The sequence below is a fragment of the Rahnella selenatireducens genome, from assembly GCF_046449555.1.
Lineage (GTDB): Bacteria > Pseudomonadota > Gammaproteobacteria > Enterobacterales > Enterobacteriaceae > Rahnella > Rahnella selenatireducens.
This window is the reverse complement of the sequence record NZ_JBKEZJ010000009.1, coordinates 132,350-145,868: the sequence shown is the minus strand read 5'-3', so window position 1 is coordinate 145,868 and position 13,519 is coordinate 132,350. Positions and strand designations below refer to the sequence as shown.

12 protein-coding genes and 1 pseudogene are annotated in these 13,519 nt (G+C 53.8%); 11 read left to right on the top strand and 2 right to left on the bottom strand.

Annotated features, from left to right (window positions below):
- Window positions 1–31: 31 nt before the first annotated feature.
- Window positions 32–1,252, bottom strand: a complete 1,221-nt coding sequence (locus ACLBVC_RS16185) for an aspartate aminotransferase family protein (RefSeq protein WP_410150479.1) — start codon at window positions 1,250–1,252, stop codon at window positions 32–34.
- A gap of 761 nt (window positions 1,253–2,013) precedes the next feature.
- On the opposite strand from ACLBVC_RS16185, the gene ACLBVC_RS16180 reads away from it, so the two are divergent.
- The 8 genes from ACLBVC_RS16180 to ACLBVC_RS16145 all read left to right on the top strand — a co-directional run bounded on the left by ACLBVC_RS16180 (window position 2,014) and on the right by ACLBVC_RS16145 (window position 9,993).
- Window positions 2,014–3,003 carry an autoinducer 2 ABC transporter substrate-binding protein gene (locus tag ACLBVC_RS16180; protein ID WP_410150478.1) on the top strand — a complete coding sequence of 330 codons (990 nt, stop codon included), beginning with the start codon at window positions 2,014–2,016 and terminating at the stop codon, window positions 3,001–3,003.
- A gap of 262 nt (window positions 3,004–3,265) precedes the next feature.
- On the top strand, window positions 3,266–4,783 hold the full coding sequence (locus ACLBVC_RS16175; RefSeq protein WP_410150477.1) for a sugar ABC transporter ATP-binding protein: 1,518 nt from the start codon (window positions 3,266–3,268) through the stop codon (window positions 4,781–4,783).
- On the top strand, window positions 4,776–5,765 hold the full coding sequence (locus tag ACLBVC_RS16170) for an ABC transporter permease (protein ID WP_410150476.1): 990 nt from the start codon (window positions 4,776–4,778) through the stop codon (window positions 5,763–5,765). The genes ACLBVC_RS16175 and ACLBVC_RS16170 overlap by 8 nt, the downstream gene beginning before the upstream one ends.
- A 1-nt stretch (window position 5,766) precedes the next feature.
- Window positions 5,767–6,720, top strand: coding sequence for an ABC transporter permease (locus tag ACLBVC_RS16165; protein ID WP_410150475.1), 954 nt, complete (start codon window positions 5,767–5,769; stop codon window positions 6,718–6,720).
- 29 nt (window positions 6,721–6,749) lie between these two features.
- Window positions 6,750–8,390, top strand: coding sequence for an FGGY-family carbohydrate kinase (locus ACLBVC_RS16160; RefSeq protein WP_410150474.1), 1,641 nt, complete (start codon window positions 6,750–6,752; stop codon window positions 8,388–8,390).
- The gene (locus ACLBVC_RS16155) at window positions 8,387–8,995 is read left to right on the top strand and encodes an SIS domain-containing protein (RefSeq protein ID WP_410150473.1); all 609 of its coding nucleotides are present in this window, start codon (window positions 8,387–8,389) and stop codon (window positions 8,993–8,995) included. Before ACLBVC_RS16160 ends, ACLBVC_RS16155 begins: the two co-directional genes overlap by 4 nt.
- Before the next feature lie 144 nt (window positions 8,996–9,139).
- Window positions 9,140–9,508 carry a hypothetical protein gene (locus tag ACLBVC_RS16150; protein WP_410150472.1) on the top strand — a complete coding sequence of 123 codons (369 nt, stop codon included), beginning with the start codon at window positions 9,140–9,142 and terminating at the stop codon, window positions 9,506–9,508.
- Entirely contained in the window at window positions 9,508–9,993 is a 486-nt protein-coding gene (locus ACLBVC_RS16145) for a YqhG/Tai3 family protein (RefSeq protein ID WP_410150471.1), read from the top strand. The genes ACLBVC_RS16150 and ACLBVC_RS16145 overlap by 1 nt, the downstream gene beginning before the upstream one ends.
- A gap of 37 nt (window positions 9,994–10,030) precedes the next feature.
- Here ACLBVC_RS16145 and ACLBVC_RS16140 read toward each other — a convergent pair whose 3' ends face one another.
- The gene (locus ACLBVC_RS16140) at window positions 10,031–11,479 is read right to left on the bottom strand and encodes an aminotransferase-like domain-containing protein (protein ID WP_410150470.1); all 1,449 of its coding nucleotides are present in this window, start codon (window positions 11,477–11,479) and stop codon (window positions 10,031–10,033) included.
- A 368-nt stretch (window positions 11,480–11,847) separates the two neighbouring features.
- Here ACLBVC_RS16140 and spy point away from each other — a divergent pair, with 368 nt between their 5' ends.
- The 3 genes and pseudogenes from spy to ACLBVC_RS16125 all read left to right on the top strand — a co-directional run bounded on the left by spy (window position 11,848) and on the right by ACLBVC_RS16125 (window position 13,507).
- On the top strand, window positions 11,848–12,357 hold the full coding sequence (gene spy, locus ACLBVC_RS16135) for an ATP-independent periplasmic protein-refolding chaperone Spy (RefSeq protein ID WP_410150469.1): 510 nt from the start codon (window positions 11,848–11,850) through the stop codon (window positions 12,355–12,357).
- A 138-nt stretch (window positions 12,358–12,495) separates the two neighbouring features.
- Window positions 12,496–13,209: pseudogene (locus ACLBVC_RS16130) on the top strand (carbon starvation CstA family protein); the annotation flags it as partial.
- Complete coding sequence (locus tag ACLBVC_RS16125) at window positions 13,202–13,507, top strand: YbdD/YjiX family protein (protein ID WP_410150468.1); 306 nt, start codon at window positions 13,202–13,204, stop codon at window positions 13,505–13,507. The pseudogene ACLBVC_RS16130 and the gene ACLBVC_RS16125, both read left to right, overlap by 8 nt.
- Window positions 13,508–13,519: the final 12 nt, after the last annotated feature.

The window sequence follows — 13,519 nt, the reverse complement described above, 5'->3', positions numbered from 1 at the left end:
TTTCATCCCAAAGCTTATTTATGTCAGACCATCACACGCAAAGGCGCGCCACGGCGCGTTCCAGGCGGTTCAGCCCTTCTTCAATATCTGCACCCGGAATAATCAGCGACGGCGCAAAGCGCAGCACGTTTGGCCCGGCAATCAGCGCAATCAGCCCTTCTTCGGCTGCCAGCGTATTCAGCTGTTTTGCCTGATCTTTATAGCGCTCACTCATCACCGCGCCGAGCAGCAAACCTTGACCGCGCACTTCGCTGAAAACGTGATAGTGGTCGTTGATACGTTTCAGACCGTCGATAAACCACTGATGACGTTTTTGCACGCCCGACAAGACTTCCGGCGTATTGATCATCTCAAAAACCTTACCCGCCACCGCCGTCGCCAGCGGGTTACCGCCGTAGGTGGTGCCATGCGTGCCCGGTTGGAACAATACGGCATAACGGTCGGTGGTCAGCATCGCCCCAATCGGAAAACCGCCGCCGAGTGCTTTGGCACTGGTTAAAATATCCGGCACCACGCCGTAGTGCTGGTAGGCGTACAGTTCACCGGTGCGGCCCACGCCGGTCTGAACTTCATCAAAAATCAGCACCGCCTGATGTTTGTCGCACAGCTCGCGCAGCCCTTGCAGGAATTGCGCATCGGCAGGCACCACGCCGCCTTCGCCCTGAATCGGCTCAACAATCACGGCACAGGTACGCGAAGAAATCTGGCTGGCAACGGCGGCCAGATCGTTAAACGGCAGATGCGTGATGGCCGGTGGCAACGGCGCGAAATCTTCGGAATATTTCGGCTGACCGCCAGCGGTGACGGTGAACAACGTGCGGCCGTGGAAGGCGTTTTTGAAGGCAATAATCTCGTTCTTATCGCCACCGGCTTTATGTCCGTACAACCGCGCCAGTTTGAGCGCCGCTTCATTGGCTTCCGCACCGGAATTACAGAAAAAAACTTTGTCGGCAAAGGTCGCGTCGATCAGTTGTTTTGCCAGACGCAGCACCGGTTCATTGGTGTAGCCGTTGCCCAGATGCCAGACTTTATCGGCCTGCTCATGCAACGTTTTACGAATTTCAGGGTGCGCATGTCCCAGCGCATTCACCGCAATACCGCCTGCAAAATCCACATAGTCTTTGTCCGCCTGATCCCACAGCCAGGATCCTTCGCCACGCACCGGAATAAATGCGGCCGGAGCGTAAACCGGCACCATCCAGTCATCAAAGTTCTGGCGGCTGACATTTTGCGGCTGCTGTTGGTGTTCCATATAAACCTCTTTATTAAGTCTCAGTGACTGGCTGAATTCAGGGTGACCGTTTCCCCCGGACTGGCAGGGAATGTAGTTATTAATTTGTTATTTAAAAGTTAATAAATAATCTCACTCAGTCACATCATAGATTGCAGTCTTCGTGCCAGCAAAGAGAAAAAGTGAATAAAAAAAGCGACACCCAGAAAAAACAACCACTTAATACCGCCCGTTATTCACTTAAATTGCATAAAAAATGAATAAAAGAAAAAATCCCCTTTTACAGCAACGAGGGAAAAGGAATGAGTATGCAGGGAATTATTTTGATTTCTGATGGCAGGTATTGTGCAGGATTGTGATCTGGCGCTTGCGCAGCAATGCACCGCGACAGCACATCGCCCGATAGCGGTGCAATCGCGCACCCGTTTGGGGCATTTCCTCCCCGTGACCGTGTTCACATTCTGCGCAAATAAAATCTTGTGATGGATTTTAAGAACACAAAAGTCCATCAGTTTTGTTTTATTGATGCGAAAATGTTGTTTAATTGTTATCAAATTGTATTTTTGTTATCGGTAACTACCATTCTCTCCGCGTTACCATGTCTGAAGTTCGAATTTATGAAACTTTAATTTAACCTTATTGATTATATAAATTAACAATTATGGGCTTTGATCACACTACGTTCACGAGCACGCGAAAACCGCTTTCCCGTTAAGTTAATCTCTGATTGCGGCATTTACCCCGACCGCCCCTACACAAACCCTCATAAGAAAGGTACAGACATGAAATTTAACCTCGCATTAGTCAGTGCATGTGTGGTTTCAGCATGCATGTTATTCACGACACCGGCTTTCGCTGCCAATAAGCCGTACGACATCGCCGTTGTGGCGAAAGTCACCGGCATTCCCTGGTTCACCCGCATGGAAGTCGGCGTAAAAGAAGCCGCGCAGAAGCTGGATGTTCACGCCTACCAGGTTGGCGGTTCGACGCCAGACCCGGCGCAGCAGGTGAAAGTGATTGAAGATCTCATCGCTAAAAAAGTGGATGCGATTATCGTGGTGCCGAACGACGCAAAAGTCTTAGAGCCGGTGCTGAAAAAAGCGCGCGATCAGGGCATCGTGGTATTAACTCACGAATCTCCGGATCAGCAGATTGGTCAGTGGGATATCGAAACCATCGACAGCCAGAAATATGCCGAAGCCAACATGGATGAATTGGCAAAAGATATGGGCAGCAAAGGCGGTTATGCCATTTATGTCGGTTCCCTGACCGTGCCATTGCATAACGCATGGGCTGACGCTGCCATTAAATATCAAAAAGAAAAATACCCGGACATGCACGAAGTCACCTCACGTTTACCGGTGGCGGAAAATATCGACAAGTCCTACTCCACAACGCTGGATTTAATGAAAACCTATCCTGATCTGAAAGGGATTATCGGTTTCGGTTCACTCGGCCCGATCGGTGCCGGTCAGGCCGTACAGCAAAAACGTGCGAAAAATAAAATCGCCGTCGTCGGTATTGCGATGCCAGCGCAGGCCGCACCGTACCTGATGCGCGGTGACATTAAAAAAGTCCTGCTGTGGGATCCGAAAGATGCCGGTTACGCGCTGGTCACGGTTGCCGACCAGCTGTTGCAGGGTAAAGAAGTGACCAAAGATCTGAGCATTGATGGTTTAGGCAAAGCCGATGTCGATACCGAAAAACACGTGATTCGCTTTAATAAAATCCTCGAAGTGACACCGGATAACGCGAAATCACTCGGCTTCTAATTTTACGACTAAAGACCGATTTTACCGGAGATACATTATCTCCCGCGCCACACCAGGGGAATGAAACAAATAGGGCGATGTTTGTTGTGCCCTATTTGTTTCCCCAATATAAAAAAATCCCCCTAAATAATTCGGATTGCAGGAAGGCGGCAAGCGAGAGAATCCCGATGAGCTTACTTGAGTAAGTGATTCGGGTGAGCAAGCGCAGCCAACGCATCTGCAATTTGAAGTATGACGGGGTAAACGCTGCAAGGATAATGTGATGAACATGCTCACGCCCGCCGTTCCTGCTGAGGCATTTATCAGCCTCGAGAAAATCAGCAAAAAATTCCCCGGCGTATTGGCACTGGATAATGTCTCGCTCACCTTAAATAAAGGCGAAGTACATTGTCTGGCGGGCCAGAATGGCTGCGGAAAAAGCACAATTATTAAAGTCATTTCCGGCGTTTATCAGCCGGAAAAAGGCGCCGCGATTACGCTGGACGGCAAACTCTTTCATTCCTTAACGCCGCAACTCTCTTCTTATTACGGCATTCAGGTGATTTATCAGGATCTTTCTTTATTCCCTAATTTATCCGTCGCCGAAAATATAGCAATTCACCGCTATTTGCCGGGCGGCGATTTTTGGGTACATCGCGAGGCAATGCGCAAAAAAGCGATAGCGGCTATGCAACGGGTTGGGGTTTCTCTCGACCCGGATCGTAAAGTCGAAAAATTATCGATCGCCGACCGTCAGCTGGTGGCAATATGCCGGGCAATCGCTGCTGACGCCAGCCTTGTGATCATGGATGAACCCACCGCGTCATTGACCCGCACCGAGGTGAACGGCCTGCTGCGGGTGGTCAACGAGCTGAAAGCGGCGGGCATTTGCGTAGTGTTCGTCAGCCACCGATTAGATGAAGTGATGGAAGTCGCTGACCGGATCAGCGTCATGCGCGACGGTAAGCTGGTTGGCACCTATCCGGCCAGTTCGCTCGACAGCAATGAACTCGCCTTCCTGATGACCGGGCAGCGTTTTAGCTACAGCCATCTGCCGCACCGTGCACCCGCTGAAGCCACACCACTGCTGGAAGTCAGCCATCTGAGCCGCAAAGGCCAGTATCAGGATATTTCGCTGTCGCTGCGTCAGGGCGAGATTACCTCGATTATCGGCCTGCTGGGGTCGGGGCGCACCGAACTCTGCCTGAGCCTGTTCGGCATGAGCCCGCCGGACAGCGGTGAAATTCGCGTGAACGGCAACGCGGTGAAATTTCATAACAACCGCGACGCTATCCGTCACGGTATCGCCTATGTCTCGGAAGACCGCCTGACGCAAGGGCTGGTCATGGAGCAGTCGATTTACGACAACACGCTGGTGTCCATCTTCGACAAGTTGCACACCGCCACAGGCCTCATGGATCACCGCAAAGCGGCTGCTGTGGTGAACGATCTGATCCGCGACCTGAACATTAAAGTCTCGGACAGCGCGCTGCCGGTGAAAACGTTATCCGGCGGGAATGCGCAGCGTATCGCCATCGCCAAATGGGTGGCGACGCAGCCGCATATTCTGATTCTGGATTCGCCGACGGTCGGCGTGGATATCGCCAACAAAGAAGGCATCTACCGTATTGCGCGCGATCTGGCGGAGTCCGGCATGGCCGTTCTGATGATCTGCGATGAAATTCCCGAAGCTTATTACAACAGTCACCGCGTGCTGGTGATGCGCAAAGGCCAGTTGGTGGCGGAGTTTGCCCCGCACCAGAGCAGCGAAGCGCAGATTGCGGAGGCAATCAATGGATAACAAAAAGCTCTCCAAATTGTTTTCTCAGCACGAATTCTGGCTGGGATTACTGGTTCTGCTGCTGGTCATCGGCCTGAGCCTGCGCACCAATGAATTTATGACGCTCGGCAACCTCACCGACGTCGCCACCAGCTACGCCATTCTTGGCATTTTGGCCTGTGGCCTGTTTGTGGTGCTGATTGCCGGCGGCATTGATATCTCATTCCCTGCCGTGACCTCAATCGCTCAGTACGTGATGGCGAGTTACATCATTCACCACGGCGGCAGTTTTCCGCTGGCGTTTGCGATGTCGATGGGTACCGGTTTGCTGCTCGGACTGGTGAACGGATTCCTGGTTTACTGGCTGCGCGTTCCGGCAATTATCATCACCATTGCCACGCTGAATCTGTTTTACGGTTTGCTGGTGTATCTGACCAACGGCACCTGGCTGTACGGTTTCCCGGACTGGTTTATGAACGGCATCAGCTGGTTCTCGTTCACTGCCGCAGACGGCTATGACTATGGCCTGACGTTGCCGCTGCTCAGTCTGCTGGGCGTGATTATCGCCACCGGCGTACTCATGAACCGCACCCGCGTAGGCCGCCAGATTTACGCGATGGGCAGCAACCGTGACGCCGCCTCGCGTCTCGGGCTGAACATTCTGCGTCTGCACTTCTACGTTTACGGCTTTATGGGTTTGCTGGCAGGCATTGCGGCAGTGGTACAGGCGCAAATCACGCAGTCCGTCGCGCCCAATTCCCTGCTCGGCTACGAGCTGACGGTACTGGCAGCGGTGGTGTTGGGCGGTACCAGCATGACCGGCGGACGCGGCTCGCTGACCGGCACAATCCTGGGCGTTATGCTGCTGGCCTTCCTGCAAAACGGGCTGACATTACTGAGCATTTCGTCTTACTGGCATCAAGTTTTCAGCGGCGTGATCATTCTGGTCAGCATCAGCAGCACCGCATGGAACGAAAAACGCAAACTGGCGAAGGGGATGTGACATGAAGACCTTAACCCGAATTCTCCCCGGCGACCGCATCATCCGCTTGCAGTTGCTGATCATCGTCGCTGTCGCCGTACTGTTTTCCTTCACGCTGGGCGGCAGTTTTTACAGCGTCGGCAATTTCCAGTCGATTTCCTCGCAGTTGCCGATTCTGGGCATGCTGGCGTTAGGCATGGGCATCACCATGCTGACCGGCGGGATCAACCTTTCCGTCATTGCCGGGGCTAATGCCTGTTCGCTGGCGATGGCTGCGATTCTGGTGGCGCATCCCGACCAGCCGGGGTATTTCGCGCTGGCTATGCTCGCCGGGCTCGCGGTGGCGATAGTGATTGGCGTACTGAACGGCGCGCTGATTGCGTACGTCGGCGTTTCCCCGATTCTGGCCACGCTCGGCACCATGACGCTGATTGCCGGGCTGAACATTTTGCTTACCAACGGCGCAGTGATTTCCGGCTTCCCGGCGGCGATTCAGTATCTGAGCAACGGCAGCCTGCTGGGTATTCCGGTCGCCCTGCTGCTTTTCCTGCTGGTGGCGCTGCTACTGTGGGTTTTACTGGAACACACCACGCTCGGCCGCAGTTTGTACCTGATGGGTTCCAACGAACAGGCCACGCGCTTTAGCGGCGTCAACACACATAGAGTCACCATCGCGGTGTACGTGCTTTCCGCCCTGCTCGGCTGGGGCGCGGCGCTGCTGATGATGTCTAAATTCAACTCGGCGAAAGCGGGCTACGGCGACTCGTATTTGCTGGTGACCATTCTTGCGTCCGTGCTCGGCGGGATCAACCCCGACGGCGGATTCGGACGGGTTCTCGGGCTGGTACTGGCGCTGATCGTCCTGCAAATGCTGGAAAGCGGCCTGAACCTGATGGGCGTCAGCAGTTACCTGACGATGGCACTCTGGGGCGGCGTCCTGATCCTGTTTATCGCCTTACAAAACAGAAAATCTTAAGCGAATTGCTTTTACCGAAGGGAAAAAACATGGCGAGTTATTTTATTGGAGTTGACGTAGGAACCGGCAGCGCCCGTGCGGGCGTCTTCGACATGACCGGCCGCATGGTCGGTCAGGCCAGCCGTGAAATTACGCTGTACCGCCCAAAAGCTGATTTCGTTGAGCAGTCTTCCGATGAGATCTGGCAATCCGTCTGCAACGCCGTTAAAGACGCGGTGAATCAGGCCGACATCAACCCGATTCAGGTAAAAGGCATCGGCTTTGACGCCACCTGTTCGCTGGTGGTGCTCGATAAAGAAGGTAAACCGCTGACCGTCAGCCCGTCCGGTCGCAGCGAGCAGAACATTATTGTGTGGATGGATCATCGCGCCATCACGCAGGCCGAACGCATCAACGCCACCGGCCACCGCGTGCTGGAATTCGTCGGCGGGATTATTTCGCCAGAAATGCAGACGCCAAAACTCCTGTGGCTGAAACAACATATGCCGACGACGTGGAATAACGTTGGGCATCTGTTTGATTTGCCGGATTTCCTGACCTGGCGTGCCACGCAAAGTACCACCCGCTCACTGTGTTCCACGGTGTGTAAATGGACTTATATCGGCCATGAAGACCGCTGGGATCCGAGCTATTTCCGCCAGATTGGGCTGGAAGACCTGCTGGAAAATAATGCCGCGAAAATCGGCAGCGAAGTCAAAACCATGGGCGAACCGCTGGGCCACGGCCTGACACAGCGCGCCGCCGCTGAAATGGGGCTGATGGCCGGCACGGCGGTCAGCGTCTCAATCATTGATGCGCACGCGGGCAGCCTCGGCATTCTCGGCGCCAGCGGCGTATCCGGTGAATCCGCCGATTTCGACAACCGCATTGCGCTGATCGGCGGCACTTCTACGGCGCATATGGCGATGTCCCGCAGCGCACGCTATATCGGCGGCATCTGGGGGCCGTATTTCTCCGCGATCCTGCCGGATTACTGGCTGAACGAAGGCGGCCAGTCCACCACCGGGGCGCTGATCGACCACGTGATTCAGTCACATCCGTGCTATCAGGATTTGCTGAAACAGGGCAAAGACAGTGGCAAAACCATTTATGAAATACTGAACAGTCTGCTGCGTAAAATGGCGGGTGAACCGGAAAATATCGCGTTCCTGACCAAAGACATTCATATGCTGCCCTACTTCCACGGCAACCGTTCGCCGCGCGCCAACCCGACGCTCACCGGCACGCTGACCGGCCTGAAACTCTCGCGCACGCCGGAAGACATGGCGCTGCATTATCTCGCAACGATCCAGGCGCTGGCGCTCGGCACCCGTCATATCATTGAAACCATGAATCAGAGCGGCTACCGCATTGATACCATGATGGCGAGCGGCGGCGGCACCAAAAATCCGGTGTTTGTGCAGGAACATTCCAACGCCACGGGCTGCGCAATGTTACTGCCGGAAGAGAGCGAGGCGATGTTGCTCGGCAGCGCCATGATGGGCACGGTGGCAGCAGGCGCATACGATTCACTGCCCGAAGCGATGGCCGCCATGAGCCGTATCGGCAAAACCGTCACACCGCAAACCAACAAAATCAAAGAATATTACGACCGTAAATACCGCGTTTTCCACGAGATGTATCACGACAGCATGAAATACCGCCGCCTGATGCAGGGGGAAGAACAATGACCGCTGACGAGGAGTTTCAGCTGGCATGTCAGGGCTGGCGGACATATAGCCAGGAATTGCTGGCGCTGCAGCACCATCTCGACGCCGATATCTGGCGTCAGTTGCTGACGCTGGTCACCGGTTGTAAAGGCAAAATTGCCGTCACCGGCGTCGGCACATCCGGCATTGCCGCACGTAAAATTGCGCACATGCTGGCGTGTGTCGAACAGCCGTCGGTCTATCTCAGCGCCACCGACGCCGCGCACGGCGACCTGGGCTTTCTGCGTAGCGATGACCTGATGATCCTGATTTCACGCGGTGGAAATTCCGAAGAGCTGACACGCCTGTTGCCGACGCTGAAAACCAAAGGCGTCGCCATCATCAGCGTGACAGAGAATCTGGATTCTGCGATTGCCCGTGCCGCCACGCTGGTGGTGAAAACCCATATTCAGCAGGAAATTGACCCGCTCAATATGCTGGCCACCACGTCTATCGTTCTGGTACTGGCGATATTTGACGCGCTGTGCGGCAACATCATGCATCGCAACGGCTTTGATCAGCAAAGGCTTCTGAAGGTGCATCCCGGAGGAAATGTCGGAAAAACATTGAGGGAGCAGGATTTATGAATTTGCGCGGGGAATAATCGTTTCGGCTAATGCGTTTTCGTATAACAAACCTCTGAAAGTGCCTCACCGCGCATTCGTTTTGTTGTTCTGTCGTTTTCTGCGGCGTACTTTGTCTGCTCAATTGTTCTCAGATTAGGGAAAATTATGAGCTGGAACCGAGATGCCGCAATATCACATATCAGGAGTAATGCAGGCTCACACTCTACACACCGCTGTGCCCGTTATACCCGGCAGGCGATAGAGGCTGGCGGCGTTCATCTGGACAATATACCTGATGCGAAAGACTACGGTGCTTCGCTTGAACGCGCCGGGTTCAGAGAGGTGCCAGCAGGCTCCACATTAGTCGCGGGAGATGTGGCAATAATTCAACCCTATCAGGGAGGTAACCCATCCGGTCATATGACAATGTACGACGGTACAACGTGGTTTTCAGATTTTCGCCAAACCAGTATGTATCCCGGCCAGGGATATCGTAACACCCACCCCGCCTACAAAATTTACCGGAAGAACTGATGCGTATAGTGATTCTATTAGCTCTCAGCTTATTAACAGCGTGTACTTCCCGTAACGATGATAATCAGCAAGCGATTAAACAGGTCACCGATTTTTATGGATTTTATTTTCCGGCTTTTCTGAAAGATCCCCCACCGGCATATGATTCGCCTGAAATGCGTCGTTATGTGGCGGCGGATACCTTAAACCGTCTTGCCGACGTGGATAAAATCCCGGAACAGGGGATCGTTAGCGCGGATTATTTTACTTATACGCAAGATTATGACGCGGCGTGGATCCCCGCTTTTAAGACGGGGGCCGTGCGCAGTTTTATGGGCGGAAAAATCGTGGATGTCTGGCTTGGAATTGACCACGGAAAAAGCCTTCACCTTGAGACATATTTGAAACGTGAAGACATGACGTGGAAAATTTATCGCGTACGCAATATCTCTGATAACTATGAAGCCCCGATTTTCAGCGCCGGCAGGATCCAGCGCGGCTGGTAAAACGTAAAATCCCCACCATCTAAAAAGGCGGGGGGGGTTAAGCACTTCCCAATGACCCCCGAATCTCCTCCGCCACCAGCCCTGCCAGAACGGATATCGCGCGGGCGGTGTGCGGGCCCCATTCGAATGACGTGTTGATGCGCAAACAATGGCGGAAACGCTCGTCGGCGGAAAACATCGTGCCCGGCGCGACGCTGACGCCTTTGGCCAGTGCGCGCTGATAGACCCGCGCGGCGTCCACGTTATCGCCCAAATCGAGCCAGAGGAAATAGCCGCCCTGCGGTTGGGAAACCGAAACCTGCGCGGGGAATTCTTTGATAATGGCGTGATGCATCGCCATTTGCCGCTGTTCCAGCACCCGGCGCAGGCGGCGTAAATGGGTGTCGTAACCGCCCTGCTGCCCACCTTTTTGCAGGAAATCCGCCAGCGCCAGTTGCACCGGCACGCTGGCTGATAACGTGCTCATCAGCTGCAACCGTTCAATACGCTCAACGTATTTCCCTGCCGCCACCCATCCGACGCGAAAACCGGGTGCCAGACATTTAGAGAATGAAGAACAGTGCAGAATTTCGCTGCGGTACGCCGACGCCTTCAGCGGCACCGGGCGTTCACTGCCAAAATACAGTTCGCTGTAAACATCGTCTTCGATTAACGCCACCTGATGCCGTTGCAGGATATCCACCAGACGCACCTTATTGTCGGACGGCATCGTACAACCGAGCGGGTTCTGAAAACTCGACATCAGCCAGCAGGCTTTTATCGGATAGGTTTCCAGCGCTTTTTCCAGCGCATCGGGATCCATACCAAAACGCACGTCAGTCGGAATAGCGATCGCTTTTAACTTGCGCCGCTCTATGGCCTGCAATGCGCCATAAAATGCCGGGGACTCAATCGCCACCCAGTCACCCGGCTCGGTCACGGCCTGCAAACTCAGCCCTAAAGATTCCATCGCGCCAGATGTAATGACGATTTCATCGGGCGCAACTTCTATTCCATTCTGAGCATAACGGCGGGCAATGCTGCGGCGCAGCTCTTCGTTGCCTGGCGGCAAATTGGCGGTGGCGCTGTGCGGCGACATCCGGCGGACGGCGCTGGCAAGTGACCGCGCCAGACGCGGCTGCGGGAATAATGTCGGATCGGGAAATGCCGAGCCGAGCGGCACAACGGAAGGATCCTGCCCCGCTTTCAGAATGTCAAAAATCGCATCATTGACGTCCACCTGTTCGGCGGCGTGCAGACGCTCATCGGGCTGGCGGCGAACCGGACGCTGCACCCCCGCCGCGACGTAATAGCCGGACTGCGGGCGCGCAACAATTACGCCCTGGCTTTCAAGCAACTGGTACGCCTGTAACACCGTCATCAGGCTCAGCCCGGACTGTTTGCAGGACTCGCGTAAGGAAGGCAGACGGTCGCCCGGCAGCCAGACCTGAGTGTCGATTTGCCGGCGCAAGGTACGCGCCAGCGTTTCGTAGCGGGATTCAGTCATGGGTAATCAGCACTGTTATAGAAGATGTTAACCAAAGGGTAACTATTATGCAGGGTTTTGCCCGTATCCGGCGATGTAAACCGGATATCAACCGCAAACAATCTTTACTTTAGAAGTCTGGCGGCCAAACATTCACCATGGTAATGTGTCAACTCACCGCATTACTCAGATTTATCTGAACTTCCATTCATGCCTGTTCTCGCAACCTTACGCTTTCTAAACATTTTCTCCACGATCGGCTGAAAAGTAACACTTCGGCTTTCACTCTTTTACATCTTGCTCGCATTACTATTCATTGGATTCAGTAGACTTGCTTTCGTCGAAACAAAACGGGCGATGTGCCTGAATCTCCAATGAGGAATTTAATTATGCGTAAACTTACCGCAATGATTGTGGCTTCAACTCTGGCTCTGAGCTCTGCTTCTTTCGCGTTTGCTGCTGAAACCACAGCCACTCCGGCAACTGACGCACCTGCTGCGACTCACGGCAAAATGATGCACCATAAAGGCCCGCATCATATGAACCCGTTCGCAGGTCTGAACCTGACTGAGCAGCAGAAAACTCAGATGAAAGAAATTATGAAAGACAGCGGCGCGCGCCCTGACCGCGCTGCAATGAAAGCGCAGATGGATCAGATGCACACCTTAGTCGCTTCAGACAGCTTTGATGAAGCGAAAGTGAAATCGCAGATTGATTCCATCACCAAAGCACAGTCCGACCGCATGCTGGATCGCGCACGTGCTGAAAATAAAATGTATAACCTGCTGACGCCTGAGCAGAAAAAACAGTTCAACGAGAACTACCAGAAACGCGCTGCCAAAATGGAACAGATGCGTGACCATAAACCAGGTCAGCCAAAACCTGCTGACGCTGAGTAATCTTCAGGGCAGTCAAACCTGAAATCCTGACCCGAACCGGCCTTTCACAGGCCGGTTTTTTTTCGTTTTATCTCTGCCCCGCCACAACTTTACTGTCATCCGACCAGTCTTCCCGTCGCAAAGCGTCAACCGCATCAGATTATTACCGTCGTTTTCAACAGCCGCGCCATGATGGCGTTCTGGTATCACTTCGCCATTCTGTTTGAAGCCTTATTTATTCTGACGGCGGTGGATGCCGGTACCCGTGCCTGCCGCTTTATGGTGCAGAACCTGGTTGGCGTAGCAGTTCCTTCGCTGGCAAATAACCGGTCGTGGGTGGGGACAATTGCAGGGACAACAGTCGCCGTAGCGGGCTGGGGTTTCTTTGTTTATCAGGGCGTGGTCGATCCATTAGGCGGCATCAATACTCTGTGGCCATTATTCGGCATCGGTAACCAGATGCTGGCTTCCATGGCGCTGATTCTGGGTACGGTGGTGCTGTTCAAAATGAAAAAACAGCGCTATGCATGGGTCACAATTTTGCCGACTGTCTGGCTGTTTATTACCTCCATGACCGCGGGCTGGCAGAAGATTTTCCACGAAAAACCATCGATCGGATTCCTGGCACAGGCGAAAAAAATCAGTGCAGGGATCGAAAGCGGGGAAATCATCAAACCGGCTAAAACCCTGGCTGATATGCACACCATCGTGCTGAATAATCAGATTAACGCCATTTTGTGTGGGTTCTTTATGCTGGTGGCAGTCACTATGCTGATTTCAGCATTCTTCGTGATCCGCCGTGCGCTAAATTCTGCCACACCAACGGTACACGAAACGGCTGTTGTGCAACGTCGTGAGGCGCGCCATGTCTGAGTCACATTTGTTATTTAAAACGCCCTGGCTTACCGCGTTCCGTATAATCCGCTGCCGTCCGCTGTTCATTGTCGAGCCGAAACCGCACAACATCGCCGGGTGGCTGAGACTGGCTGTTAAGCGTACGGCGCAAAGTTTCAGGCTGATGGTAGGGGTTCAGGATTATAGGAACTACGTGGCACATATGCAGGTGAGGCACCCGGAAATGGCCCCCATGACTGAGCGGGAGTTTCACCGCCGATGTCTGGAGGCGCGGTTCCCGAGTGAAGGCGGGAAGATGGGCAAGTGCCCGTGTTAAACACTGAAAAAT

What these genes read in the sequence shown, in the direction of transcription:
- ACLBVC_RS16185 (WP_410150479.1), bottom strand. Translation starts at nt 1,252, where the DNA reads ATGGAACACCAACAGCAGCCGCAAAATGTCAGCCGCCAGAACTTTGAT.
- ACLBVC_RS16150 (WP_410150472.1), top strand. Translation starts at nt 9,140, where the DNA reads ATGAGCTGGAACCGAGATGCCGCAATATCACATATCAGGAGTAATGCA.
- ACLBVC_RS16125 (WP_410150468.1), top strand. Translation starts at nt 13,202, where the DNA reads ATGTCTGAGTCACATTTGTTATTTAAAACGCCCTGGCTTACCGCGTTC.
- ACLBVC_RS16170 (WP_410150476.1), top strand. Translation starts at nt 4,776, where the DNA reads ATGGATAACAAAAAGCTCTCCAAATTGTTTTCTCAGCACGAATTCTGG.
- spy (WP_410150469.1), top strand. Translation starts at nt 11,848, where the DNA reads ATGCGTAAACTTACCGCAATGATTGTGGCTTCAACTCTGGCTCTGAGC.
- ACLBVC_RS16165 (WP_410150475.1), top strand. Translation starts at nt 5,767, where the DNA reads ATGAAGACCTTAACCCGAATTCTCCCCGGCGACCGCATCATCCGCTTG.
- ACLBVC_RS16180 (WP_410150478.1), top strand. Translation starts at nt 2,014, where the DNA reads ATGAAATTTAACCTCGCATTAGTCAGTGCATGTGTGGTTTCAGCATGC.
- ACLBVC_RS16140 (WP_410150470.1), bottom strand. Translation starts at nt 11,479, where the DNA reads ATGACTGAATCCCGCTACGAAACGCTGGCGCGTACCTTGCGCCGGCAA.
- ACLBVC_RS16175 (WP_410150477.1), top strand. Translation starts at nt 3,266, where the DNA reads ATGAACATGCTCACGCCCGCCGTTCCTGCTGAGGCATTTATCAGCCTC.
- ACLBVC_RS16145 (WP_410150471.1), top strand. Translation starts at nt 9,508, where the DNA reads ATGCGTATAGTGATTCTATTAGCTCTCAGCTTATTAACAGCGTGTACT.
- ACLBVC_RS16160 (WP_410150474.1), top strand. Translation starts at nt 6,750, where the DNA reads ATGGCGAGTTATTTTATTGGAGTTGACGTAGGAACCGGCAGCGCCCGT.
- ACLBVC_RS16155 (WP_410150473.1), top strand. Translation starts at nt 8,387, where the DNA reads ATGACCGCTGACGAGGAGTTTCAGCTGGCATGTCAGGGCTGGCGGACA.